Source organism: Dokdonella sp. GW821-FHT11D02, assembly GCF_058808595.1.
Window position 1 is genome coordinate 3,853,236 of record NZ_CM179520.1, and the last position, 23,589, is coordinate 3,876,824.

Consider the following 23,589-nt stretch of genomic DNA (forward strand, 5'->3'; position numbering starts at 1 on the left):
TGGCGGATCGCGAATCATAACCGACGCTTCACAGCGCGCGATCGTCGCAAGACAACTGTACGCAATGTCGATTTTTTGCAAGTTGCGTCACGATCGCACGTGATCTAACGCAATTTACACTTCAATACTGCTCCGGCTCCACGATAATGCGCGCTCGCCGGCCTACGCGAATGGCCGATAAGGGATCTCGCTCGACTCCGCTGATCGGAAACGTCGAAGCGTTCAGCTAGGGAGGAAGCCGTGCCATCAGGATCATCCGCGTCGCCGCGCCGCATCGGCGTGTATCTGTTCTACGACGAAACGGGGTTCGTCGACGACTACGTCCCGATTGCGCTGCGCGCGTTTCGCGAACACGTCGAGCACCTGATCGTCGTCTGCAACGGCAAGCCGGAAGCGGCTGGGTTGGAGCGGCTGCGCGCCGAGTCGGACGAAGTGTTGGTGCGCGCGAACGTCGGCTACGACGTGTGGGGCTACAAGGAAGCGATCGAGCATCTCGGGCGCGAACGGCTGCGCTCCTGCGACGAATTGCTGCTGCTCAACTACACCTTCTACGCGCCGATCTTTCCGCTATCGGAAATGTTCGAGGCGATGGCCGCGCGCGAGTGCGATTTCTGGGGCATCACCGCGCATCAGGAATGCCGCCCCAATCCGCTCACCGGCGGTGAGGTGCTGCCGCTGCACATCCAGTCGCACTTCATCGCCGTGCGCCAGCCGCTGCTCGGCGCGGACGCGTTCTGGGCGTATTGGCACGAGATGCCGATGATCCATTCCTACATGGACTCGATCCAGCATCACGAAACCCGCTTCACCGAGCACTTCCATGCGCTCGGCTTCCGCTACGCGCTGTACATGGAGTTGGCCGATTTCGCGACCGAACATCCGCTGTTCCTCGAAATCGACCGCATGATCGAGCGGCGCTGCCCGATCCTCAAGCGCCGCCCGTTCTTCCACGATCCGCTGTACCTGCAGGCGGAAGCGATCAATCTGCGCCGCGCCATGGACTTGATCGCCGAACGCTCCGATTACGATCTCGGCTTGATCCAGCGCAACGTGCTGCGCACCTCGGAGCTGCGCACGCTCTATACCAATCTGGAATTGTTGGACATCCTGCCCGATGCGCGCGTGGAGCAGAGGCCCCAAACCTGGTCGTTCGGCCGCGTCGGCGTGGTCGCGCACATCTACTACGTCGATCTCCTGGCCGAGATCGTCGACTACACCAACCGTATTCCGTGCGACTACGACCTCTTCATCACCACCGACAGCGCGGAGAAGAAGCAGGCGATCGAAGCGCAGCTGGCCGGCTTCGATCGCGGCGCGCTGCAAGTCGACGTCGTGCATTCCAATCTCGGCCGCGACACGTCGGCCCTGCTGATCGCACAGCGCGAGGTCGTGCTGTCGGGCCGTTACGGCCTGTTGTGTCGCGTGCACAGCAAGAAGTCGCCGCAGGATGGCGTCAATCGCGGTGACGGCTTCAAGTATCACCTGCTCGACAACCTGCTCGGTTCGCGCGGCTACATCGCCAACTTGTTCGATCTGCTCGAGCGCGAGCCGCACGTCGGCATCGTGGCGCCGCCGACCGTGCACATCGGCTACCCGACCCTCGGGCACGCCTGGTTTCTGAACAAGCCCAGAGTCGAAGCACTGGCGCAGTTGCTCGGCATCCACGTGCCGCTCGACGTGCATACGCCGGTGGCGACCTACGGCTCGATGTTCTGGTTCCGCCCGGCCGCGCTCAAGCGCTTGTTCGAGCACGATTGGAGCTGGGAGCAGTTCGACGAGCAGGTTTACGGCGACAGCGATCTGCCGCACGCGATCGAACGCCTGATCACCTACTGCGCGCAGGCCGCGGGCTACGCCACGCGCAACGTGTTCACCGCACGGCATGCGGCGAAGAACTACACCAAGCTCGAATACAAGCACCAGCTCTTGGCGAGCTGCTTCCGCAGCGGCGACATCCGCGACCAGATCCTGCACATGATGTTCGGCGAACGCCCCGCCGACGTGTCACCGCCGTCGGCGAACGCGTCGGTGGAGTGGTCGGCGCCGCCGCGCGTCAGCATCGCGCTGGCGGGCTTGGTGTTCGCGATGAAGCGTTCGATGCAATACCGCACGCGCGACATCGTCAAGGCGTTCCAGCGCAAGCCGAACGGCACCCGCGTGCTGAGCGGGCGCGCGCGGCGCAATGACGGCTGAGGCCGGGGCCGGCGCTACGACATGGTATTCAGCTCCTACCTCTTCATCTTCCTGTTCCTGCCGATCTTCCTCACCCTCTACCGAGAAATTCCCGCCGCCTACAAGAATGCGTTCGTGCTCGTCGCGAGCGTGCTGTTCTACTATCTCGGCGATCACGCTGGCACCTTGGTGCTGTTCGCCTCGATCCTCGGCAACTACGCGTTCGGTTACTTGATCGGGCGCAATCGGGAGCAACCCGCTGCTCCTTCGAGCCGCGCCAGGCTGTGGCTGATCGCCGGCGTCGTGTTCAACTTGGGCGTTCTCGCCTACTTCAAATACGTGGGCTTCCTGACCGTTGGGCTGGATCAGATCGGAGCATGGTTCGGCCGGCCCGATCTCGTCCCGGTCATCAAGGCCACGCTACCACTCGGCATCAGCTTCTTCGCGTTCCAGGGCATCAGCTATCTGGTCGACGTGCACCGCGGCACGATCCAGGCAACCCACAGCCTGCTGCGTTTCGCCACGTACAAGACGCTGTTTCCGCAGCTGATCGCAGGCCCGATCGTGCGTTACAAGGACGTCGCGGCGGAACTGCGCGAACGCGTCGTCAGCAACGATCAGCTCTACGAGGGTACGCGGCGCTTCGTCATCGGATTCTGCAAGAAGGTGCTGATCGCCGACACCCTGGCGATCACCGCGGACACCGTCTTCGCGCTGCCGGCCGATCAGTTGAGCTTCGCCACCGCCTGGCTCGGCGTGCTCGCCTATTCGCTGCAGATCTACTTCGATTTTTCAGGCTATTCCGACATGGCCATCGGCCTCGGCCTGATCATGGGATTCCGCTTCCCGGAGAACTTCAACCACCCCTACATCTCGCGTTCGGTGCGCGAGTTCTGGCGCCGCTGGCACATGACGCTGTCGTCGTGGTTCCGCGACTACGTCTACATTCCTCTCGGCGGCAACCGCAGCGGCGGGGTCCGCACCTACGTCAACCTGCTGATCGTGTTCGCGCTGACCGGCCTCTGGCACGGAGCCGCCTGGACCTTCGTGGTTTGGGGGCTGTGGCATGGCGCGTTCCTGGTGTTCGAACGCGCCGTCGACTTCGATCGACGTGCCGTACCGATGATCGTACGCAGGATTTACCTGCTGCTGGCGGTGATCTTCGGCTGGGTGCTGTTTCGCGCCGACAGTTTCGGGCACGCGCTCAGCATCGCCGCGGCGATGATCGGCTGGTCGCACGGCGAAACGCAGTACCCGGCGGGCGAATATCTGAACGCGTTGCAAGGGACGGCCATGCTCGCCGGATTCATTTTCTCCACGCCCGTGCACGACTGGGTGGCGCAACGCTTGGCTCCAAGTTCCGGCGCTTGGCTGGGCCGGCTGGCGTTCGGCCTATTGTTCGCCGTCGCCAGCGCCAAGGTGCTGTCCGGCGCCTACAGCCCCTTCCTGTATTTCCGTTTCTGACGTGAATACCCGTCATCGCATCTACTACGTCTTCCTCGCGGCCTTGTGGTTGCCGCTGCTCGCCGTCTTGCTGTCGCCGCAGATCGGCGTCTTCGTCGGCAGCGTGGTGCGTAATCCTTCCTCTTACGAGCAAGAACTCAACCGGCTGCGCCACGCGACACCGCTGTGGGGCGGCGCGGTGGCGTTCTACAACCGCGCCTTGTACGCAGCGGGCGTGTCCGGTCAGCCTGCTGCCGCACAGATCGGCAGCAGCGGCTGGATCTTTCTCGGCGATCTTTTCAACCGCAACTTTGCGCAAGCGCTCGGCCGCCGCGTGCTCGACGATGGCGAAGTCGAACGCTGGACGACGACGCTCCGATTGCAGGGCCAATGGCTCGGCGGCAAAAACATCTCTTACGCGTTCGTCGTCGCGCCGGCGAAATGGTCGATCTATCCCGATCGCATGCCGTGGTGGAGCCGCGACCTGACACCGGTGCATTCGTTCGATCGCGTGCTCGCGGCCGGCGGTACTCTGCCCTTGATCGACGTACGCGCCAGCCTGCGCGAGGCGCGCAACCACGTCGACACGTATTCGGCGATGAATTCGCACTGGACCGACTACGGCGCCCTCATCGCCTGGGGTCGCATCGCGACCGAACTGCCGCGCTACCTGCCGGCTCTCGCCGCAGCGCCGGTGCCGGCCATCAAGAGCGTCGCGACGGTGGACAAGGACAATGAGTTCGCCGGCATGCTGAACCTCTCGGTCCGCAACGATTGGACCACCTACGAATTGCAGCAGCCGCTGCCCGATCTGGTCGCCGTCAACAAGGACGGCAGCGAAGTGCCTTTGGGCGGCGGCAGCAAGACCGATCTGCTCGATCTACCGCGGATGATCCGCAACGACCACGCCGGCAATCGCCTGCGCGCGCTGATTCTGCGCGACTCGACCGGCAACTCGCTGTCTCCTTTTCTGCAGAACGCCTTCTATCTGACCTACCAGGTCGATCACCGCATCAACGCGCCCGGCACTTGGCCGAACCTGATCGGGCTGGTCGAACAATTCCGCCCCGATGTCGTGCTGTGGGTGATGACCGAACGCTATTTCGACGTTCCGCTGGGCGACCTCGACTACTGGCATGACGCCAATGCCTACGAGTGTTCGGACGAACGAGGCCGCACGTGGCCCGCGGCGACATCCGCGGCTTCTTTCTCGGTCGAAGGCGATGCCGCGCTGGCGCAGTCGCTGCGAATGACGCTTCCTGGCCGAGCCACGCCGCAGATCGTGCGGCTGAGCCTGCAGGCCACGGCGACCGGCGAGCTGACGGCCGAGATCGTCGAGAACGGAATGTCTGCGCAACGCAAGCTCTATTACGGTTCGGGTCGCAATGAACTGTTCTTGCGGCTCGCGGCCGGCTCGAATCCGACCGTTCTGAGCGTGCAGCCGATGGCCGGCGGCGCGAAGGTCGAGCAGATCGAAGTCCGTGCGATCGGTGCAGCGTGCGACACGCCGGCGCATTGAAGCGAAGTCACGACATGCCGCTAGATCGCCGCAACCACGATCGCCGCACAAATCACCGCCACCACCAGGCTGGCGCGATCGGTCACCGCGAACACGACCGGATCGTCGTGCATGCCGCCGCGCCGGGCGACCCGCCAGATGCGGCTGATCCAATACAGCAAGGCCGGCGTCAACGCCCACAAGTACTCGTGATGCCGATACAGCGCCTGGCTGGCGGTGCTGTCGATGTAGAACGCGAGCACCAGCACACTGAGATAGCCGCTGCCGGCGCCGAGGACTTGGATCCGCGGCAGGTCCTGCGCGGTGTAGCCGCGCCCGGCGACTTGCGAACGTCCGCCGTCGACGACGACGCGTACTTCCGCATAACGCTTGACCATCGCCAGGCTCAGGAACAGGAACATCGAGAACGCGAGCAGCCAGAACGAAGCCGGCACCGGTATGGCGGCGGCACCACCGAGGATACGCACCGTGTAGAGCACGGCCAGGGTGACGACGTCGAGGATCGCGACCCGCTTCAGAAACACGGAATAGGCCAAGGTCGTCGTCGCGTAGCAGAACAGCACCGCCGCGAATTCCGTCGACAGCGCGAACGCCAGTACCAACGCGACTGCCGCCAGCAGCGGCGCTGCGACGAGGCCGTCGCGTATGCGCAAGGTCCCGGCCGCGAACGGCCGCAGGCGTTTGCGCGGATGCAGCCGGTCGGCCTGCAGATCGAGCAGGTCGTTGGCGAGATAGGCGGCCGAAGCGCACAGGCAAAAACAGACGAAGCCGAGCAGCGCGCGGGCGGCGGCGCCGGGCGCGAACAGCACGTGCGCGGCCAGCATCGGCAGGAACACGAGCAGATTCTTCAACCACTGGTGCGGCCGCAGCGCGCGCAGGAATTCACGCCAACCGCCGCTTTCGCGTTCGAACACCCGCTCGATTTCGCACACTTCGCGCACGCGCTCGGGCAGCGTCGGCGCGGCGTTGACGACGATGGCGCGCCGCGCGCGGCGCCAAACATGCAGATCCGCCGGCGCGTCGCCGGCGTAGTCGAACTGGCGCTCGCCGAAGCGCTCGGACAGCGAAGCGGCCTTGGCCGCGCCCGACAGGTTGCGATGGCCGTCGCTGGCAAGCACTTCGTCGAAACCGCCGACGTGCGCCGCCACCGCTTCGGCCAACTGCCGGTCAGCCGCCGTGCACAGAATCTTCGCGCGGCCCTCGCTCTCCTCGCGCAACCATTGCAGCACGCGCGCGTCGTACGGCAAGCGGCTCACGTCGAGCGATGCGCGCGCGGCGAGGCGCTGCTTCAAATACGCCTTGCCGCGCCACAACCAGGCGAGCAGACGCAGCGCATCGAGCGGATTTCGCCGCACGCTCGACAACGCCGATTCGATCAACAGATCCGAGCGCAGCAAGGTGCCGTCGAGATCGATGCAAAGAGGAACGTCGTGTTGCGACATGAGGGATGGCTTGGCCTTTCCTGCGCGGCGCCGTATCGATTCCGTTGCGCGAGAGGCGCACGGGAATTTGTAGATTGCGCTGTTTCATTGACGGCTAGGGCACACTTTTACAATTCACCACCGAAAAGTGAATCCTTTTTTAAGGCCGCTCACGTAAAAGGGAGCCGCCGGATCGGGCGCCAACCAAGGGGTTGGATGGATGCCCGGCCGAGCGCGCGAAGATCATTGTGGGGATCTTGGGGGGAAATGATTCGCTATACGAGCACGGGGGATTTCATGCAATCAGGAGCAAACACATGTCGGGAAGCACCTGTCTGGTCACTGGCGGAGCCGGTTTCATCGGTTGCGCAACCTCCAAGATTCTCGCCGACCGCTACACGCGCGTCGTCGCCATCGATAACCTGCATCCTCAAGTCCATCCGCACAAGCGTCGCCCTGCCGCGCTGGATCGCCGCGTCGAACTGATCGTCGGCGACGTCACCCTGCCCGAAACCTGGGATCAAGTGTTGGCCGATGTCGCGCCGACGGCGGTGCTGCATCTCGCCGCCGAAACGGGCACCGGACAATCGTTGTACGAGGCGACGCGGCACGCGCACGTCAACGTGACCGGCACCACGCAGATGCTGGATGCGTTCGCTCGTCACGAGCGCATTCCGCAGCGCATCCTGCTCACCTCGAGCCGCGCCGTGTACGGCGAAGGCGCCTGGCGTCGCACCGGCGAGCTGGTGCCGATCTACCCGGGCCAGCGCTCGCGCGAACAGCTCGAAGGCAAGCAATGGGATTTCGCCGGCCTCGAACCGGTGCCGTTCTGCGCCTCGACGACCGAGCCGCGCCCGATCAGCGTGTACGGCGCGACCAAGCTCGCGCAGGAGCAAGTGCTGCGCGCCTGGGCCTGTGCGTTCGGCGTCAGCACGACCGTGCTGAGGTTGCAGAACGTCTACGGCGCCGGTCAGTCGCTGCACAATCCCTACACCGGCATCTGCTCGTTCTTCGCGCGCACCGCACGCGAGGGGCGCAGCATTCCGATCTACGAAGACGGCCGCATCGTGCGCGATTTCGTCTACATCGACGACGTGGTCGCCGCGATCGCGGCCGGCCTGCGCAAAAACGAATCGGCGCTGCCCTACGACATCGGTGCCGGCGTCGCCACCACGATCGCCTACCTGGCCGGATCGATCGCGCATCTGTACGGCGCCCCGAAACCGCACATCAGCGGTGCGTTCCGGCACGGCGACGTGCGCCACGCGGCGTGTTCGATCGAGCGCGCGGTGGCCGAGCTCGGATGGCGTCCGAAGGTGCCGCTGCAAGACGGCATTCGCAGATTGTGCAACTGGATCGACGCGCAGATCGAACCCACGCGGCAAGCGGTTTCGGCCGCCTGATGCGCGCCCCGACCCCACGCAGGAGCCTATCGATGCGCCATCGAAACGTTAGCGGGGCGTCGCTCGCGCGCGCCCTGTTGTGCGCCGCTGTGTTGCTGCCGCTCGCCGCCTGCACGGAAGAGACCCACAGCGCGCAGTGGTACATGGGAAATGCGAAGGAGCTGCAGGCGAAGCTGGAAGAGTGCAAGAAGTATCCGTCCTTGAACAGCAGCGACCAGAACTGCAAGAACGCGAACGAAGCCTTCACCATGCTGATTTCGGCCACCAAGCAGGAGCGGCAATGACGCCGGCTCGCGCTCGCACGATCGCGAGATACGCCTCGCCACTCCTGATCGCGTTCTCGATCAGCGCTTGCGAACGCGGCCATAGCGCACGCTGGTACATGGCGCACGGCGAAGCGATGCAGGCAAAAGTGAAGGAGTGCAAGGCGAACCCCGAGCGCGCCGCCAACGACAAGGACTGCGCGAACGCGATCGAAGCGTTCGTCACCTGGGCGCGCGCGACCGGCAACGCGGCCGCCGAGCCGGCTGGCGAAGCGCCCGCGGAGAGGAAATAGGCGTTCGCGACTTCACTCGGTCGCGAGCGCCGGCTGGTGCCGCTGCGAGACGGCGAGCCGCCCGTTCAACCAGTTCAAGATCGGCCGCTCGATGCAGCGATAGCTGAGGAAGCCGACCGCGATGACGACCACGGTCCACAGCGCCAAGACCAATGACGTCGGCAGCCGATAGAACAAGTCGAGCTCATCGGTGATCAGCACGAGCCCGGCCAGCACGAGCTGATGCCAGATGTAGATCGAGTAGGAAGGATCGCCCAATCGGCACAGCCAGTTCGGCAGTACGAAACCCTTGCGTTCCTCGAGCGCGATCAGACCGTATACGATGAACACGGAAGCGACACCGAAGGTCGGCATACGCCACCAAGGCTGCCAATTACCGTACTCACGATGCACGATCGCGCCGACCACGAACCACGCCAAACCGAACACGAGACTCGGCAAGCCCGCCTTCGTGACTCCGCGGCTGATCAACCAGCCCGCACCGCAGCCCAAGGCGAATTCGAGCAATAGCGGGCTGAGGAAGACGTTGTGCAACAACTTGATGTCGATCGCCGCCGCCGTCGCGATGGCAATCGCTTCGATCGCCGCCCACGCTGCCAGCAGAGGAAACACGCGGCGCGGCGCGAACAACAAGATCGCCGCCAGCACCAAATAGAAGTACATCTCGAAGCACAGCGTCCACGCCGCCATCACCTTGTTGTTCTCGGTGGTCGCGAGCAGCACCAAGCGCACGGGGTTGTGCGACGGCAGCCAATTCGGCGCGAGCTCCACGTACGGCGCCGCAGCGAAAGCGAGTGCGAGCACGACCCAATACACCGGATAAATGCGGAACAGACGCTTGAGGATGAACGGCGATGCCGCCTCGGCGCCGGTGTGTGCGCGTGCGCCCGCCTTGACCGCCGTAAGACTGATGATGACGCCGGAGATGACGAAGAAAATATCGACCCCGGCCGGACCGATCCACCAATACGCATTGCGCAGATCGTCCACACCGATGCCGTTGCGCGTGGACAGCAGATGGATGAAGAACACCATGCACGCCGCGATGCCGCGCAAGGCCTGAATGTTTCGGATCATCCTAGGTCCTCGGCCGCCGCGACGAGCGCGGTCGACCGTCGCAGGAAAACTTCGATCATAGTGCAGGAGCCGAACGCGATCGCAGCGGGATCATCCTCCCGGCGGCGTCGGCTCAGGCGGGATCGGCTTCAGCGGCGGCAACTCGACGCGCATCGCCTTGAGCACCTCGATCGGCGCCGTCGGTACCGGTCCCCAGCCGCAGCCGCCGAAGAACAGTACCCAGGTGCAAGTGACCTGCGAGCCGCCCGGCAGACGCGCGGTGCGCTGCACGGTCGCCTTGCGCACGATTTCGCCGGCCAGCGTTTCGCGCACGTCCGGGAAGAATTTGTCGAAACGCGTCGGTTCGTACGGCACCGGATTGCGATGCACGAACGGATTACCTTCGGTCGGCACGATCGGCAACTGCGGGAACGGCGTTTCCGCCGCTTCCGCCTTTCCTTCCGGCAAGCGCACCTGACCGTCGCGGCCGTAGAACGCCGGGGCGGTCGAATCGGCGCTCGGTGCCGCCGGCGCGGCTGGCGTCGAAGCGGTTTGCGGCGACGCAGGACTTGCTTCCACCGGCGCCGTCACGAGAGGGCGATCCGGGCTCGTTCTGGTCCGCGCGCGTGGCCGCGGTTCGGTCGGCCGCGCAGGCTCGGGCGGCTCCGCCATCGGCGCTGCGGCTGTGCTCGACGGCGGCGGCGCGGGCGCCTGTTCGATCAGGCGGACTTGCAGCACATCACGCGATTCCGCTCGCCGCCACGGCGGCCGCTCGCGTTCGAGCGGACCCATCATGCGATCGAGCGCGATCAGAAAGACGAGATTCAACAGAAATGCAGCGCCGGCCGCCAGCCGCCGGCGCAGGCGATCGTCGGCATCGCGGCGCGCCGGCTGCGTTCTCATTGAGCCGGTTCGCAACCGCCGGCTTCGGCCCGCTGCTGACGACGATGCTTGATCGCCTCCGGATCGGCGAGGCCGATGAATTTCAGGTATTTGCCGGAGATCTCGTCCCCGAGCGATTCGTCCTTGGTGAACGCGCCGGCGAATCGCGTCTTCTTGCAATCGAGCGGATTGCCGCGCTTCTCGATCTCGGCCCAGCGCGCCTGCGCCGCCGCACGCGGATTCTCCGGCCTGCTCGGCGGCGCCACGATCGGCGCTGCGGCCGGCCCCAGCCGCACCGAGCCGTCCGGGTTGAACAGCTGCGGCGCCGCCACGCCGGCGCTGCCGATGCGCGCGTTCGCGTCGCTCGGTTCAGCGGTCCGCGGCGGCGGCGCGGTCGTGCGCACCTTCGGCGGCTCGATCGCGATGCGGCTCGGCCGGCGCACGAATTCGGGCGGCTCCGGTTCGGGCGGGGCCGGCGGCGGTGGCGGCTCGGCTTCGATCAAGACGACGTGGATCGCGCTGTCGCGCTTGACCACGTGGCGGTACGGCTTCATGCCGAGGCCGAAGCCGACCAATTCGAGCACGGTGATCAACAAAGCGAGCAGGCCGCCGAGCGCGAGCAGGCGGCGATCGCGCGCCTTCCGACCCCAGCGCAGGCTGCGCTGCCACGGCAGGCGATCGGTTTCGAAGTGGAGCGAGCCGGGATGGGCCAGCGACAGCGTAGCGGGCGAAGGCTGCGCGTGTGACTTCGAAGGTGGCGGGGGCGAATACGACGGGGCCACGAAGTTCGGCGCGGGAGCAGAACGCCGAGGATAGTGAAACTTCTCTAAAGCGTCGCTAAATCCCCGTTCCGCGGCGCTCTGCGGCGGACGCCGGGCGGATCGCGCGCGGTTCCAGCCAGTCCGCCACGCGTTCAGCCGCCGCCGCGGCGGCGCGGCCGAGCAAGGGACCGAGGTGGCCGGCATCGGCGACGCGCTCGAAATCGGCGTCGAGACGGATCGCCAGCGCGCGGCTGATCGCCGGCGGCACGTCGCGGTCGTGCTCGCCGGCGAGCACCAAGGTCGCGCACGACGGTGTCGGCAGCGGCGTCGCCTCGGCTTCGTCCAGCACCCGACCCGACTCGTCGCGCCAGCGCCGGAATGCGTACATGCACGCCGCATCGTCGGCGTCGGCCATCGCGCGGCGCGTACCGGCAAGCGAGCGTTGGCTTCCCCATGGAATCGTCGCGGCACGCGCTTGAGGCCGCGTGGCTCGTGGGGTCAATGGATTGATCAGTACGAGCGCGCGTGCGCGAACTTGCTCCGCCGCGGCCAAGGCCAGCGAAGCGCCCAGGCTCGCACCGAGCAGGATCGGCGCCGCCCCGGCACCGCGGCACCAGCGCACGACCTGATCGAGATAGTCGCCATAACGCGTCGCCGCAAGACCGCCGGCCGCCGCTTGCAGATCCGGTGCGATCACGCTGTAGCCGCGCGCGGCCAGCGCACGCGCCCAGATCGCCCATTCCCAGCCACCGCCACCGGCACCGTGCACGCAAACGATCGCGCAGGTTGCGATGCGAGGGGAGAGGTCTCCATCCATCGTCGAACTCCAGCGCACTACGCGGCGCTCGACTGCGGATTATGCCGGCAGCGCCGGCGCAGCGGCAGCTGCGCCGGACGTGTACTGCGGACGCCTCGCGCGCCGCTACTGATCGAAGCGCGATTCGAACCCGCTGGCGAACACGACGTCACTGCTCGGGAACGGACCCATGATCTCGAAGGTGATGCCGCCGGCGCTCTCACCGCTGGTGCCGCGCTGCGAGCTGAAGTAGAAGCGCGCACCGTCCGGGCTGAAGGCGGGACCGGTGATCTCCGAATCGTCGTGCCCGGCCAGTTGCAGCAGCGGCATCGGCACACCCTCGGGCGTGATCAGCACCACTTGCAGATCGTCGGCGTCCTCGGCCACGTAGACGTAGCCGCTCTTGTCGACCACCACGTTGTCCGGATCGTGCAGCGGCGCGTCCGTGATGCGCGCGGCATCGTAGAAGATGCCGATGGTGTCGTCCTGCGTGCGGTAGGCCCAGACGCGATCGTCGGCGGTGGTGGTGAAGTAGACCACGCCACCGTGGTAGTACATGCCTTCGCCGCGGGCGAAACGCGCCGCGCCGGCGACCTGGTTGCGCGTCGGCGTGTCGCCCGTGCCCGGATTGGGGTTGGGTACGGCGTGCCAGATCACGCTCTGGCGGCCGGTGGTCGGATCGCCCAGCACCTCGGCTACTTCGAGCAGGCCAGCGGTCAGGTCCGGATAGGCGGCCGGGGTGAAGCGGTAGAAGCAGCTGTCGCCCTTGTCTTCCGTGAGATACAGGCGCTGGTGTACCGGATCGACGCAAGCCGCTTCGTGCGCGAAGGTACCGAGCGCCGGACGCGCGCTGCCCTGCCCGGCTGCGAACGGATTGCATTCCCACACCAGTCCGCCGTCGTGCTCCTCGCACGAGAGCCAGGTGTTCCACGGCGTCCAGCCGCCGGCGCAGTTCTGACTGGTTTGCGACAGGATGCGGTAAGCGTCGACGACCTCGCCCTGCGCATCGAACTTGAACGCACCCACGCCGCCGGTGAGCGGCGCGACTTCGCTGTTGCTGACGTAGACCCAGCCGCCTTCCGGCACGGCGTAAGTAGCGCCGCCGTCCGGCGCCGGGTGCCACAGATAGCTGCCGCCGTCGACCGGCGCCTGGCTCGAACGCGCCACGATGCGCGAGCTGAAGCCGGCCGGCAGACGTACGCCGTTCGCGTCCGGCGGCAACAGGCCGCCGCCGAGCGCCTCGAAGAAGCGCTTGCGCGCCGCAGCGTCGCCGACGCCGCTGAGCGAGCGGGTGGCCGCGTTGACGCCGGCCAAGACCTGGCCGCCGATCGCGAGCATGCCGGCGCCGGCGATGGCATGGCTCAAAAAGCGGCGGCGTGAGAGTTGCGGGGATGCGGCTTGCGAGCTGGCTTTGCGCATGAGAGCTGGCCTCGTGAAAAGGCCTTTCACGGTAGAGCCGCCGCATGAAACCGCATTTACCAGCGCGCGAAACTTCCGCGCGCAATCCCGCTCGCGCTTGCGCGCTGCGCCTTGACCCTCCAGCGCGATCGCGCAAGGCTAGCGGCGACGGTCATACGGCGGTCACACAACGCCGCAACCGCCCTGCCTGGCGACACGCACGGAGTCCTTCCACGGACGGACCACTCGACGCAGCACGGGAGGATCGACATGCCCTACAGCACAGACGGCATCCGCAACATCGCACTCGCAGGCCATGCGGGCGCCGGCAAAACCACCTTGTTCGAAGCCCTGCTGCATGCCGGCGGCGCGATACAGACGGCAGGTTCGGTCGAGCGCGGCAGCACCGTGTCCGACCACGATGCGATGGAAAAGGAACGCAAGCATTCGATGTCGAGCGCGATCGCCTCGATCGACCTCGGCGACGTCCACATCAATCTGATCGACACGCCCGGCTTCCAGGAATTTCGCGGCACCACGCTATCGGCGCTGGCGGCGGTGGAAACCTGCGCGATCGTGATCGATGCCGCCACCGGCGTCGCGCACAGCACCCGACGCCTGATGGACCGAGCCAAGCAGCGCAATCTGTGCCGCCTGCTGATCGTCAACAAGATCGACCAGGCCGGCGTCGACCTGGAAGGCGTGGTCGAAGCGCTGCGTGACGAATTCGGCGGCGAATGCCTGCCGATCAACCTGCCCGCCAACGGCGGCACCACGGTGGTCGACTGCTTCTTCCAGCCCAAGGGCGAGGCCGACTTCTCCTCGGTCGCCGCGGCGCACCAGCACATCATCGACCAGGTCGTCGAGATCAACGAGACGGTCATGGGCCACTACCTCGACGACGGCGAGTCGGGCCTGTCCGGCCAGGAACTGCACGATGCGTTCGAGCAATGCCTGCGCGAAGGTCATCTGATTCCGATCTGCTTCGTCTCCGCGCGCAGCGGCGCCGGGGTGAAGGAACTGCTGAACCTCGCCGCCAAACTCTTGCCCAATCCGAAGGAAGGCAATCCGCCGGCCTTCGTCAAAGGCAGCGGCGCGAGCGCGCAAGCGATCGAAGCGGTGCCGGAAGCCGGCCGGCACGTCATCGCCGACGTGTTCAAGATCGTCAACGATCCCTTCGTCGGCAAGCTCAGCGTATTCCGCGTCTACCAGGGCACGGTCAAGCGCGACACGCAGCTGTTCGTCGACGACGGCAAGAAGCCGTTCAAGGTCGGACATCTGTTCAAGCTGAAGGGCAAGGACCACGTCGAGATCGAACAAGCGATCCCCGGCGACATCGCTGCGGTGGCGAAGGTCGAAGAGATCCACTTCGACGCCGTGCTGCACGATTCGCACGACGAAGACCAGATTCATTTGAAGCCGCTCGACTTCCCGCTGCCGATGTTCGGCCTCGCCGTGGCGCCCGCGCACAAGGGGCAGGAGCAGAAACTCGCGACCGCGCTGGCGCGGCTCAGCGAAGAAGACCCGTGCTTCCGCGTCGAGCACAACAAGGAACTCAACGAAACCATCATCCGCGGCCTGTCGGACCTGCATCTGAAGCTGATGCTCGAACGCATGAAGGAGCGTTACGGCGTCGAGGTGACCACGCGGCCGCCGCGCATCGCCTATCGCGAGACGATCGGCGCCAAGGCCGAAGGCCATCATCGCCACAAGAAGCAGACCGGCGGCGCCGGCCAGTTCGGCGAGGTGTTCCTGCGCATCGAGCCCCTGCCGCGCGGCGGCGGCTTCGAGTTCGCCGACGAGGTCAAGGGCGGCACCATCCCGAACCAGTTCATCCCGGCGGTCGAGAAAGGCGTGCGCCAGGTACTCGAGCACGGCGCGGTCGCCGGCTATCAATTGCAAGACGTGCGCGTGGTCGTCTACGACGGCAAATACCATCCGGTCGATTCGAAGGAAGTCGCCTTCGTCGCGGCCGGCAAGAAAGCCTTCCTCGACGCGATCACCAAGGCGCGCCCGCAGGTGCTCGAACCGATCGTCAACCTCGACGTGTTCGTGCCCGACGCGCACATGGGCGATGTCACCGGTGGACTTTCATCGAAACGCGCGCGCATCAACGGCACCGATTCCCTGCGCGGCGGCGAGATCATCATCAAGGCGCAGGTGCCGCTGGCCGAAGTATCGGACTACCAGACCGAACTGAAAGCGATGACCGGCGGCCAGGGCCGCTACGCGATCGAGTTCAGCCACTACGAACCGGTGCCGGCGCAAGTGCAGAAGCAGCTGACCGACGCGTACAAGCCGCGCGTCGAAGAGGACTGACCCGCCGCGGCGTGATGGCGGCGTTAACCTGGCGGCGCGTAAGCTCGCGACTTTCCCGCCGCCAGGAGTTCTCGATGAACCTTCACATCTCGCTGCAGCCGCTGATCGCCTTGATCGCCGGCATCTTGATCCTGGTGATGCCGCGCCTGCTCAACTATGTGGTCGCGCTGTATCTGATCGCAGTCGGCGTGATCGGTTTGCTGCACTTGGGTTGAGGCGAACTTTTAGATGCGTGCTCCCTCTCCCGCGAGCGGGAGAGGGAAATTAGGTTTCGTTCGGACACGCAGTCGCTTCAAGGCGTCGGCGGCAGCACCGGCTTGAAGTCCGGAAAGGCCGGCGCCTTGTAGTTCGCCGGCGGCTTTTCGGCCAGCGTCTTCATCAGGTACTCGACGGCGCGTTCGAGCTGTACGTCGCGGCCGACGCGCTCGGCCTGCGGGTCGTCGTCGACCTCGATGTCGGGCGCGACACCGTGGTTCTCCACTTCCCATTCGCCGACGAGACCCGACAAGGCCAGGCGCGGCGCGGTCACGCGGCCGCCGTCGAGCAAGCGCGGTTCGCCGTAGATGCCGATCAGACCGCCCCAGGTGCGCTTGCCGATCAACGGTCCGAGCTTCATGCGCTTGAAGTACCACGGCATCGCATCGCCGCCGGAGCCGGCGAACTGATTGATCAGCATCACCTTCGGCCCGAAAATCGACTGCCAAGGCCACAACGTGGTCGCGCCTTCGCGCGTGGTCGCCAGCGTCATCGGTTGCCGGCGCAGCACGTCGATGACGTAGTCGGCCAAGGAGCCGCCGCGATTGTGGCGCTCGTCGATCACCACGCCCTGCTTGTCGGTTTGCGCGAAGAAGTAGCGATTGAAGCTGGTGATGCCGTCGATCGCGGTATCGGGCAGGTGCACGTAGGCGAGACGGCCGCCGCTGAGGCGATCGACCGTACGCCGATTCTCCTCGACCCAGCCGCGATGGCGCAGGCCGCGTTCGCTCGCAATCGGCACCACCGTCACCTCGCGCGCGCCGCTGCCGCCGGCGTTGGAGGCGACGCGCAGCACGGTCTGCTTGCCGGCGGTCTGCTCGAACGACGCGTACAGGTCCTGCTCGGCGCGCAGCTCGCGACCGTTCACCGCGAGCAAGTAGTCGCCGGCCTTCACGTTCACGCCGGGCTGGGTCAACGGCGCCGACAAGTCGGGATTCCAGTTCTCGCCGTCGTAGATCTTGGCGAAACGGTAGCGCCCTTGTTCGAGCGTGTAGTCGGCGCCGAGCAGGCCGACGCCGATCGCGCGTTCGTCGCTCGGCGGCAACGAGCGCACGAACACGTGTCCGGCCGAGAGATACGCGAGCATGCGCCGCAACAGCACGTCCAGATCCTCGCGGCTGCCGATGCCGGCGAGGAACGGCTCGAAGCGTTTTTGCGCAGCGACCAGATCGTAGCCGTGGTGCTTGGGGTCGTAGAAGAAATCGCGCTCGCTGCGCCACGTCTCGCGATACATCTGCACCCATTCCGCGCGCGGATCGACGCGCACCTGCATCGCATCGGTGGCGAGCACGCCGTCGTCCGCCTTCGGTACGGCATCGGTCTTGGCGATGTGCCAGCGGCGCCCGCCCTGCCACTGCGGCGGACGCACGAAATCGCCGTCGATGCGCGCGCCCGAGGTCTGCGCGTACAGCATCTTGCGGCCGTCGAGCGACACGCTGAAGTGGGTCACCTGGTCGAGCAGCTTGTCGGTCTTGCGCGAGTCGAGGCTGAACTTCTGCACAGCGACCGGCTCGCTTTTGACGTCGTCTTCGATGCCTTCGGCGATCTGCGGCGCCTGCAGCAGGAACAACTCGCCGCTCTTTCCGGCGATCAGGCCGGTGTAGTTCTCGACCGCGATCGGCAGCGCCAGCGTGCGCTGCGAGAGGCCGTCGAAATCGATCGCGACGCGCACCGGCGCTGCATCCGCTTTCTTCTCCGGCTTGTCCTCGGCGCGCACGCCGCCGTCTTCGTCGCTCGGCGGCGCCAGCGGCGAGGGCAGATCCTTGCGCAGCACCGCGACATAGACCGCGCGCGTGACCGGATGCGCTTCGCTGCTGAGGTCGAGCCAGCCCGGCGTCAGGCCGACGTCGGTGCTGGCGGTGAAGTACAGATACTTGCCGTTCTTGTCGAAGGCCGGGTAGCGGCAATCGCTCATGCCGTCGCTGACCTGGAGCGACTTGCCGCTGTCGGTCGAGTAGACGAACACCGCGTGCAAATGGTTGGGCAGCTGCTTGGTGTAGGCGAGCCAGCGGCTATCGGGCGACCACACCGCATCGAAGCTCTGCAAGGGCTGGTCGAACAGATCAGTATCGATCTTGCGCGGCGTCGGCCGCTCGACTTCGACCTGCCACAGATTCAGCCGCTTGTCGCTGTAGACGATGCGCTTGCCGTCGGGCGACCACGTCGGCGCGTAGAAATACGACGGCGGCTGGCCGAGATCGATCACGCGCACCTCGCCGAGACCGCTCTGCGCACGCAGGTGCAAGGCGTATTCGCCGCCCGCATCGGAGAAGTACGCGATCGACTGACCGTCCGGCGACCAGGCCGGATCGCGTTCGGCCGCGCCGGGCGTGCTGGTGAGATTGCGCACATCGCCCTTCTCGGCCGGCACGGTGAGGATCTCGCCGCGTGCCTGGAACACGGCGCGCGCGCCGGTCGGCGACAACGCGGCGTTGGCGATCTGCTCGCCGACGTTCTCGTAACGCGGCGCCAAGCGCGCGCCGTCGGCGGCGACACGAATCTCGATCGGCCGGCTCGTCCGCGTGACCGGATCGAAGCGATACAGAGCACCCATGCGCGAGTAGACGATCGCCCCGGCGCCGGCGCTGGCGGAATCGATCGGGAAGCCGTCGTTCTCGAGCACGCGCGCGACCTGCGTAGTCTTGGTGTCGTAGGCGTACAGCGTGCTGGGACCGGCGCGATCGGACAGGAAATAGATCGTGTCGCCGATCCACATCGGGCTGCGATCGGTCGAGTTGTCGCGCGGGATGCGCGTGATCGAGGAATCGGACAGGCGCGCTATCCAGATCGGCGTGGTCTGGCCGCCGCGGTAGGCGTGCCAGTCCGGCTGCGCCTGGTAGTCGGGTTCGTAAGCGATCGCCGTGCCGTCGGGCGAGTAGGACCCGGCTTCGGCGCGCGCCAGCGGCAGCGGCGTCTGCGCGCCGCCACTGAGCGCGACGGTGTAGAGCATGCGCGAGCCGTTCGCGGTGGCACGATCGGAAGCGAACAAGACGCGACTTCCGTCGATGCTCCAGCCGGCGACGAGGTCGTTGCCCGGATGCCAGGTCAGCCGCTGCGGCTCGCCGCCTTGCGCGCTCACCACGTACGCATCGACGTTGCCGTTGACGCGCGCGCTGTAGGCGATGCGGCTGCCGTCCGGAGAAAAGTGCGGACGGCTGGTGCGACCTGACGCGCGAACCAGCAAACGCGCATCGCCGCCGTCGCGCGACGCGATCCACAGATCGTCCGCGTAAGCGAACACGACCTGCGTCGCGGAGATCGTCGGTGTCTGCAACAGCAGCGGCGGCGACGCGGCTTGCGCGGCAGCGCAGGCGAGCGCTCCGAACGACGCGAGAAAAACCCTAGCAAACATACGAACACTCCGCAGTGGCTGATGGCGAGACGATTCGATCGTCCGGTTGCATGCATGTCGTGGGCGCATGCCGGAAGTCCCGGACGTGTGATGGATGTTTTGCAGAAAATGAAATATTCATCGCTCCGATGAGCCGCTGAAAAAAGGGAGTGGCGAATGCCTCGCTACGGCGAGGAATTCGCTGCGAGCCGCACGCATGACCGTTCTCGACATCCTCGATGCCTTGTCCATCGGCGCGACCCTCGGCGTGACCGCTCTGGCGGCCGCGCTCGCGTTCGGCTCGCGTACGAGCGCGTCGCGCTACCTGGCCGGCTTTTTCGCTTGCCTGGCGCTGGACAGCCTGTTCGGCGGCATCGCCCACGCGCTGCGGGAATGGTTGCCGGAAGACCTCCGGCGCTGGGTGCGCGTGGTGGTGGTGCCGAACGGTTTTCTGCTCGGGCCGCTGCTGTACGGCTATACCAAGGCGCTGACGTCTGCGGCGCCGGCCCTCGATCTGCGTCGGAACCTCTGGCATGCGCTGCCGTTCGTGCTCGTTCTGGCGTTCTCGCTCGCCAATGCGCTGACTGCCCTGGACCAAACGACGATCGGTCGCCTGCTCCTGCGCGTCTCCCTGCACGCTTGGCTGCTGCAAGGCGCGCCGTATCTGATCCTGGCCGTGCGGCGGACCTACGAGGTACGCCCGCTGCTCGAGCAGATCAACGCCGACGAAGCCAGCTTGCATCTGGCCTGGCTGCGCGGCTTCGTCGCCGTGATCGGCACGATGTGGCTGCTCGAAACGATCAACCGCATCCCCTACGTGGCGGGCATTACGGGCTACGAATCGTTGACGACCCTGTTGTCGTGGCTGATCGCCGGTGCGATGTACTTCCTGGCTTGGTTCGGCTTGCGCCAGCGCGTCCTGATTCCGCCGGAGGTGAGCGAATCGGTGCCGGCCGAGGGCGAAACCGCCGCAGCCAGCTACCAGCGCTCCGGCCTCGACTCGGCGCAATGCGCGCGCATCGCCGACGAACTGACGCGATTGATGCTGAGCGATCGCCCCTACACCGACAGCAGCTTCGACCTGCGCGAACTGAGCCGGCGCAGCGGCTGGCCGCCGAGCTACATCTCGCAAGCGCTCAACCAGGGCTTGCAGCAGAACTTCTTCGAGTTCGTGAACGGATTCCGCGTCGCCGACGCGAAGCGCTGCCTGGCCGATCCCGACGATCACCGGACCACGCTGGCCATCGCGCTGGCGTGCGGCTTCGGCAGCAAGTCGACCTTCAATGCCGTGTTCAAGCGCATGGCCAAGCTGACGCCGAGCGAATTCCGCCGCTCCGCTGCGCCCACCTGATCCGTGCCGACCCAACCTCGGCCCGCGCACGGGCTTGCTCAAACGATGCACGACATCCTCCGCTGAAGTTCGGCGCCACACGACGGCCGTACGACAGGACCGTTCAGAGGGTCGAACTTGATGGAATGGCACCGCGAAAATCGTCCGAGCGCATCGGATCGGACCTTTCCGACCTGCGCGACTCCGCCGCAAACCCATGGACGCGCTTGAAGAAACGCCGTCGGTCGGAAGCGAGCAGCGCATCGCCACGTGCCGTGCAGACGGCGCCTGGGCGCGCGCCTCGGCGGAGACACCGCACTCGCCCGCGCACGCCGCAGCGGGCGCTGGAATCACCGCCAGTGCGCACCTAGACTCGCCGCTCCAGTTGGAGCCACTGCCCATGAGCGATGCGAGCGCACGCCGGCCCTTGCGCGAACGGCTGCGCGAGAAGCTGCCCGAGATCCTGATCGAAGCCGGCTCGATCGTGATCGCCCTCTTGCTCGCGTTCGCGGTCAACGCGTGGAACGAAGGTCGGCAGGAGAGCGAGCGCGCCGAAATCGCGCGCCGCGCGATCCTGGCCGAGCTGCGTGCCAATCAGCAGGAAATCGAATCGGCGCGCGGCACGCTGAAGCAGATCGTCGCGACCCTGCAAGCCGCGATCGCCGCGGAGCAGCCGGCACCGCACGAGCTGAACGTGAATCTCGGCATCTCGCTGTTGTCCTCCGCGGCCTGGCGCACCGCGCTCGCGACGCAGGCCAGCCAACGGCTCGACTTCGGCTGGATCACCGACATCGCCAAGCTGTACGAGCTGCAGGACAACTACCTGCGCATACAGAATGCGACGGTCGATCAACTGGCCGCGATGTCTCCGGAAGCGGGCAGCAGCGGCAAGCAAGTCGCGGCGACGCTGCTCCCGCGTTTCCGCACCCTGCTGCTCCTGGCCGACAGTCTCGCCGGTAGCTACGCCGACGCGCTCACCGGCGCGGCGCGCTGAGCTCGCACACGAGCGACCCGCGCGGCGCGACGAAGGCCGCGGCCGCACACGTGAAAAAAAGTGCCGATATCCTGCGCAGCCTGCGCGCGATCACCGGAACGCGACACGGTTCCTGTTATAACTACGCCATGCGCTCGCCCGACGGTTCCTTCCGCCAACGCCGCATTCCCGTGTTGCCGCTGATCGCTCTCCTGCTGTGCGCAGGTTCCGCGCAGGCGGCGCGCGTTTCCGTGCAGATCGACGGCGTCGACGGCCTGTTGCGCGACGCCGTGCTGGCGGGCGTGGAGATCAGCCAGTACGGCGAGCGCGACGTCACCGCGGCGCAGGTGCGGCGCTTGTACGAGAGCGCCGAACGCCAGGCCGGCTCCGCGTTGGAGCCCTACGGCTACTACGCGGCCAAGATCCAGGGCGAGCTGAAGGAAGCCGGCGGTAACTACACCGCGGTCTTGCACGTAAGCCCGGGCGAGCCGATGCGCATCAGCACGGTCGACATTCGGCTCGACGGCGACGCCGACGGCCAGAGAGGCGTGCAGAAGGCGGTCGCAGCGCTCGCCGAGGCCAAAGGCCAGCGGCTCGATCACACCGCCTACGAAAAGAGCAAGGCGACCATCCAGGCCGCGCTGTTCGGCGCCGGCTATCTCGACGCCGAGCTGGTCACGCACCGGGTCGACGTGCAGCGCTCGAGCAACAGCGCCGAGATCCACCTCGCCTGGAAAGTCGGCACGCGCTATCGCCTCGGCCACACGACGTTCGAGGGCGCGCAGTTTCCGGACGAATTCCTCGACCGCTACATCCCCTGGCGCGAAGGCGATTTCTACACGCAGGATCAAGTCCTGCTGTTGCAGCAGAAACTGATCGACGCCGACTACTTCGCCGTCGCGCAGGTGCAGCCCGACACCGACAACGCGCACGACGGCATCGTGCCGATCAAGGTCATGCTGGGACCGGCCAAGCGCACGATCTACAGCGCCGGCGTGTTCTACGGCACGGATACCGGTCCGGGCGTGCGCGGCGGCATCGAGCGGCGCTGGATCAACCGGCGCGGTCACAAGATGAAGGTCGAGACGCTGATCGCGACGCAGCTGAAGACCGCCGCCGCCACTTACACCATTCCGCTGGCGGGACACGACAACCACACGCTCAACTTCGGCGCGACCTTCCGCGACGAGAACACCGACACCAGCGTGTCGCGCACCTGGGGCCTGGCCGCGACCGATTCCCGCATCTGGCGCGGCTGGACGCGCACGCTGGGCCTCAAGTTCCTCACCGGCAACTTCGAAGTCGCGAACCTGCAAGGCGACACCACCCTGCTCTATCCGGAAGTGTCGCTGGCGCGCAAGCAGGCGGACGATCCGATGTTCGTGCGCAAGGGCTACTCGCTCACCGTCGCCGCGCGCGGCGGCCACGAGTCGCTGCTGTCGGACACCACGTTCGCGCAGGTCACGGCGGATGCGAAGTGGATTCGCGGCCTGGGCGAGAAATCGCGCTTCATCGCGCGCGGCTCGTTCGGCGCCACCTACGTCGACGACTTCGACAAGCTGCCGCCGGAGCTGCGCTTCTTCGCCGGCGGCGACCGCTCGATCCGCGGCTACGCGTTCCAGACCGTCGGCCCGCCGCTCGGCGCCAAGCTGATCCCGATCGCGCAGGCGCGCTGCGACGCGGCACCGAACAAGGACTGTAAGGACTTCATCGTCGGCGGCAAGAACCTGCTCGTCGCCAGCGCCGAGTACGAGTACTACTTCAAGCCGAACTGGGGCGTCGCCGCCTTCGTCGACACCGGCGATGCGTTCTCCAGCTTCGGCTCCTACGAGCAGAAGACCGGCGTCGGCTTCGGCGTGCGCTGGCGTTCGCCGGTCGGCATGATCCGCGCCGACCTCGGCTTTCCGCTCGACAAGGATGAGAACACCAGCACCTTCGAGCTGCACGTCGTGATCGGGCCGGATCTATGAGCGC

17 protein-coding genes are annotated in these 23,589 nt (G+C 66.2%); 11 read left to right on the forward strand and 6 right to left on the reverse strand.

The genetic code is table 11. From position 1 onward, the window contains the following. Positions 1-240: 240 nt before the first annotated feature. Genes AC3QL3_RS16515 through AC3QL3_RS16525 form a run of 3 tightly spaced genes read left to right on the forward strand, consistent with a single transcriptional unit; the run spans position 241 to position 5,134 of the window. Positions 241-2,193: a rhamnan synthesis F family protein gene (locus AC3QL3_RS16515; RefSeq protein WP_492895174.1), complete on the forward strand. Its 1,953-nt coding sequence runs from the start codon at positions 241-243 to the stop codon at positions 2,191-2,193. Positions 2,194-2,214: 21 nt separating this feature from the next. Continuing rightward, a complete protein-coding gene (locus AC3QL3_RS16520; protein ID WP_492895175.1) occupies positions 2,215-3,636 on the forward strand; it encodes an MBOAT family O-acyltransferase in 1,422 nt (473 codons plus the stop codon). Between the two features lies 1 nt (position 3,637). After that, the gene (locus AC3QL3_RS16525) at positions 3,638-5,134 is read left to right on the forward strand and encodes an alginate O-acetyltransferase AlgX-related protein (protein WP_492895176.1); all 1,497 of its coding nucleotides are present in this window, start codon (positions 3,638-3,640) and stop codon (positions 5,132-5,134) included. 20 nt (positions 5,135-5,154) lie between these two features. Here the strand turns inward: AC3QL3_RS16525 and AC3QL3_RS16530 are convergent, their stop codons facing one another. Further along, positions 5,155-6,576, reverse strand: a complete 1,422-nt coding sequence (locus AC3QL3_RS16530; RefSeq protein ID WP_492895177.1) for a UbiA family prenyltransferase — start codon at positions 6,574-6,576, stop codon at positions 5,155-5,157. 296 nt (positions 6,577-6,872) lie between these two features. Between AC3QL3_RS16530 and AC3QL3_RS16535 the strand changes: the two genes are divergently transcribed. The 3 genes from AC3QL3_RS16535 to AC3QL3_RS16545 are packed head-to-tail and all read left to right on the forward strand — an operon-like array spanning position 6,873 to position 8,514. Next, positions 6,873-7,958, forward strand: coding sequence for an NAD-dependent epimerase/dehydratase family protein (locus tag AC3QL3_RS16535; RefSeq protein ID WP_492895178.1), 1,086 nt, complete (start codon positions 6,873-6,875; stop codon positions 7,956-7,958). A gap of 32 nt (positions 7,959-7,990) precedes the next feature. Then, positions 7,991-8,242 carry an EexN family lipoprotein gene (locus AC3QL3_RS16540; protein ID WP_492895179.1) on the forward strand — a complete coding sequence of 84 codons (252 nt, stop codon included), beginning with the start codon at positions 7,991-7,993 and terminating at the stop codon, positions 8,240-8,242. After that, positions 8,239-8,514 (forward strand): EexN family lipoprotein, encoded by a 276-nt coding sequence (locus AC3QL3_RS16545; protein WP_492895180.1) that lies wholly within the window; start codon positions 8,239-8,241, stop codon positions 8,512-8,514. The genes AC3QL3_RS16540 and AC3QL3_RS16545 overlap by 4 nt, the downstream gene beginning before the upstream one ends. A 12-nt stretch (positions 8,515-8,526) precedes the next feature. On the opposite strand, the gene AC3QL3_RS16550 is transcribed toward AC3QL3_RS16545, so the two are convergent. The 4 genes from AC3QL3_RS16550 to AC3QL3_RS16565 form a co-directional block, all read right to left on the reverse strand. After that, positions 8,527-9,591, reverse strand: a complete 1,065-nt coding sequence (locus AC3QL3_RS16550) for an acyltransferase family protein (protein ID WP_492895181.1) — start codon at positions 9,589-9,591, stop codon at positions 8,527-8,529. A 90-nt stretch (positions 9,592-9,681) separates the two neighbouring features. Then, positions 9,682-10,473: a hypothetical protein gene (locus tag AC3QL3_RS16555; RefSeq protein WP_492895182.1), complete on the reverse strand. Its 792-nt coding sequence runs from the start codon at positions 10,471-10,473 to the stop codon at positions 9,682-9,684. 816 nt (positions 10,474-11,289) lie between these two features. Next, a complete protein-coding gene (locus AC3QL3_RS16560) occupies positions 11,290-12,030 on the reverse strand; it encodes an alpha/beta fold hydrolase (RefSeq protein WP_492895183.1) in 741 nt (246 codons plus the stop codon). A 105-nt stretch (positions 12,031-12,135) separates the two neighbouring features. After that, complete coding sequence (locus AC3QL3_RS16565; protein ID WP_492895184.1) at positions 12,136-13,428, reverse strand: alkaline phosphatase PhoX; 1,293 nt, start codon at positions 13,426-13,428, stop codon at positions 12,136-12,138. Positions 13,429-13,677: 249 nt separating this feature from the next. On the opposite strand from AC3QL3_RS16565, the gene fusA reads away from it, so the two are divergent. Continuing rightward, positions 13,678-15,726: an elongation factor G gene (fusA, locus tag AC3QL3_RS16570; RefSeq protein ID WP_492895185.1), complete on the forward strand. Its 2,049-nt coding sequence runs from the start codon at positions 13,678-13,680 to the stop codon at positions 15,724-15,726. Positions 15,727-15,800: 74 nt separating this feature from the next. After that, entirely contained in the window at positions 15,801-15,941 is a 141-nt protein-coding gene (locus tag AC3QL3_RS16575; protein WP_492895186.1) for a DUF3096 domain-containing protein, read from the forward strand. 77 nt (positions 15,942-16,018) lie between these two features. Here AC3QL3_RS16575 and AC3QL3_RS16580 read toward each other — a convergent pair whose 3' ends face one another. Further along, positions 16,019-19,333 carry a S41 family peptidase gene (locus AC3QL3_RS16580; RefSeq protein ID WP_492895187.1) on the reverse strand — a complete coding sequence of 1,105 codons (3,315 nt, stop codon included), beginning with the start codon at positions 19,331-19,333 and terminating at the stop codon, positions 16,019-16,021. Between the two features lie 196 nt (positions 19,334-19,529). On the opposite strand from AC3QL3_RS16580, the gene AC3QL3_RS16585 reads away from it, so the two are divergent. The 3 genes from AC3QL3_RS16585 to AC3QL3_RS16595 all read left to right on the forward strand — a co-directional run bounded on the left by AC3QL3_RS16585 (position 19,530) and on the right by AC3QL3_RS16595 (position 23,585). Beyond that, positions 19,530-20,663 (forward strand): helix-turn-helix domain-containing protein, encoded by a 1,134-nt coding sequence (locus AC3QL3_RS16585; protein WP_492895188.1) that lies wholly within the window; start codon positions 19,530-19,532, stop codon positions 20,661-20,663. A gap of 379 nt (positions 20,664-21,042) precedes the next feature. Next, the gene (locus tag AC3QL3_RS16590; protein ID WP_492895189.1) at positions 21,043-21,636 is read left to right on the forward strand and encodes a hypothetical protein; all 594 of its coding nucleotides are present in this window, start codon (positions 21,043-21,045) and stop codon (positions 21,634-21,636) included. A gap of 50 nt (positions 21,637-21,686) precedes the next feature. Continuing rightward, positions 21,687-23,585 carry an autotransporter assembly complex protein TamA gene (locus AC3QL3_RS16595; RefSeq protein ID WP_492895190.1) on the forward strand — a complete coding sequence of 633 codons (1,899 nt, stop codon included), beginning with the start codon at positions 21,687-21,689 and terminating at the stop codon, positions 23,583-23,585. Positions 23,586-23,589: the final 4 nt, after the last annotated feature.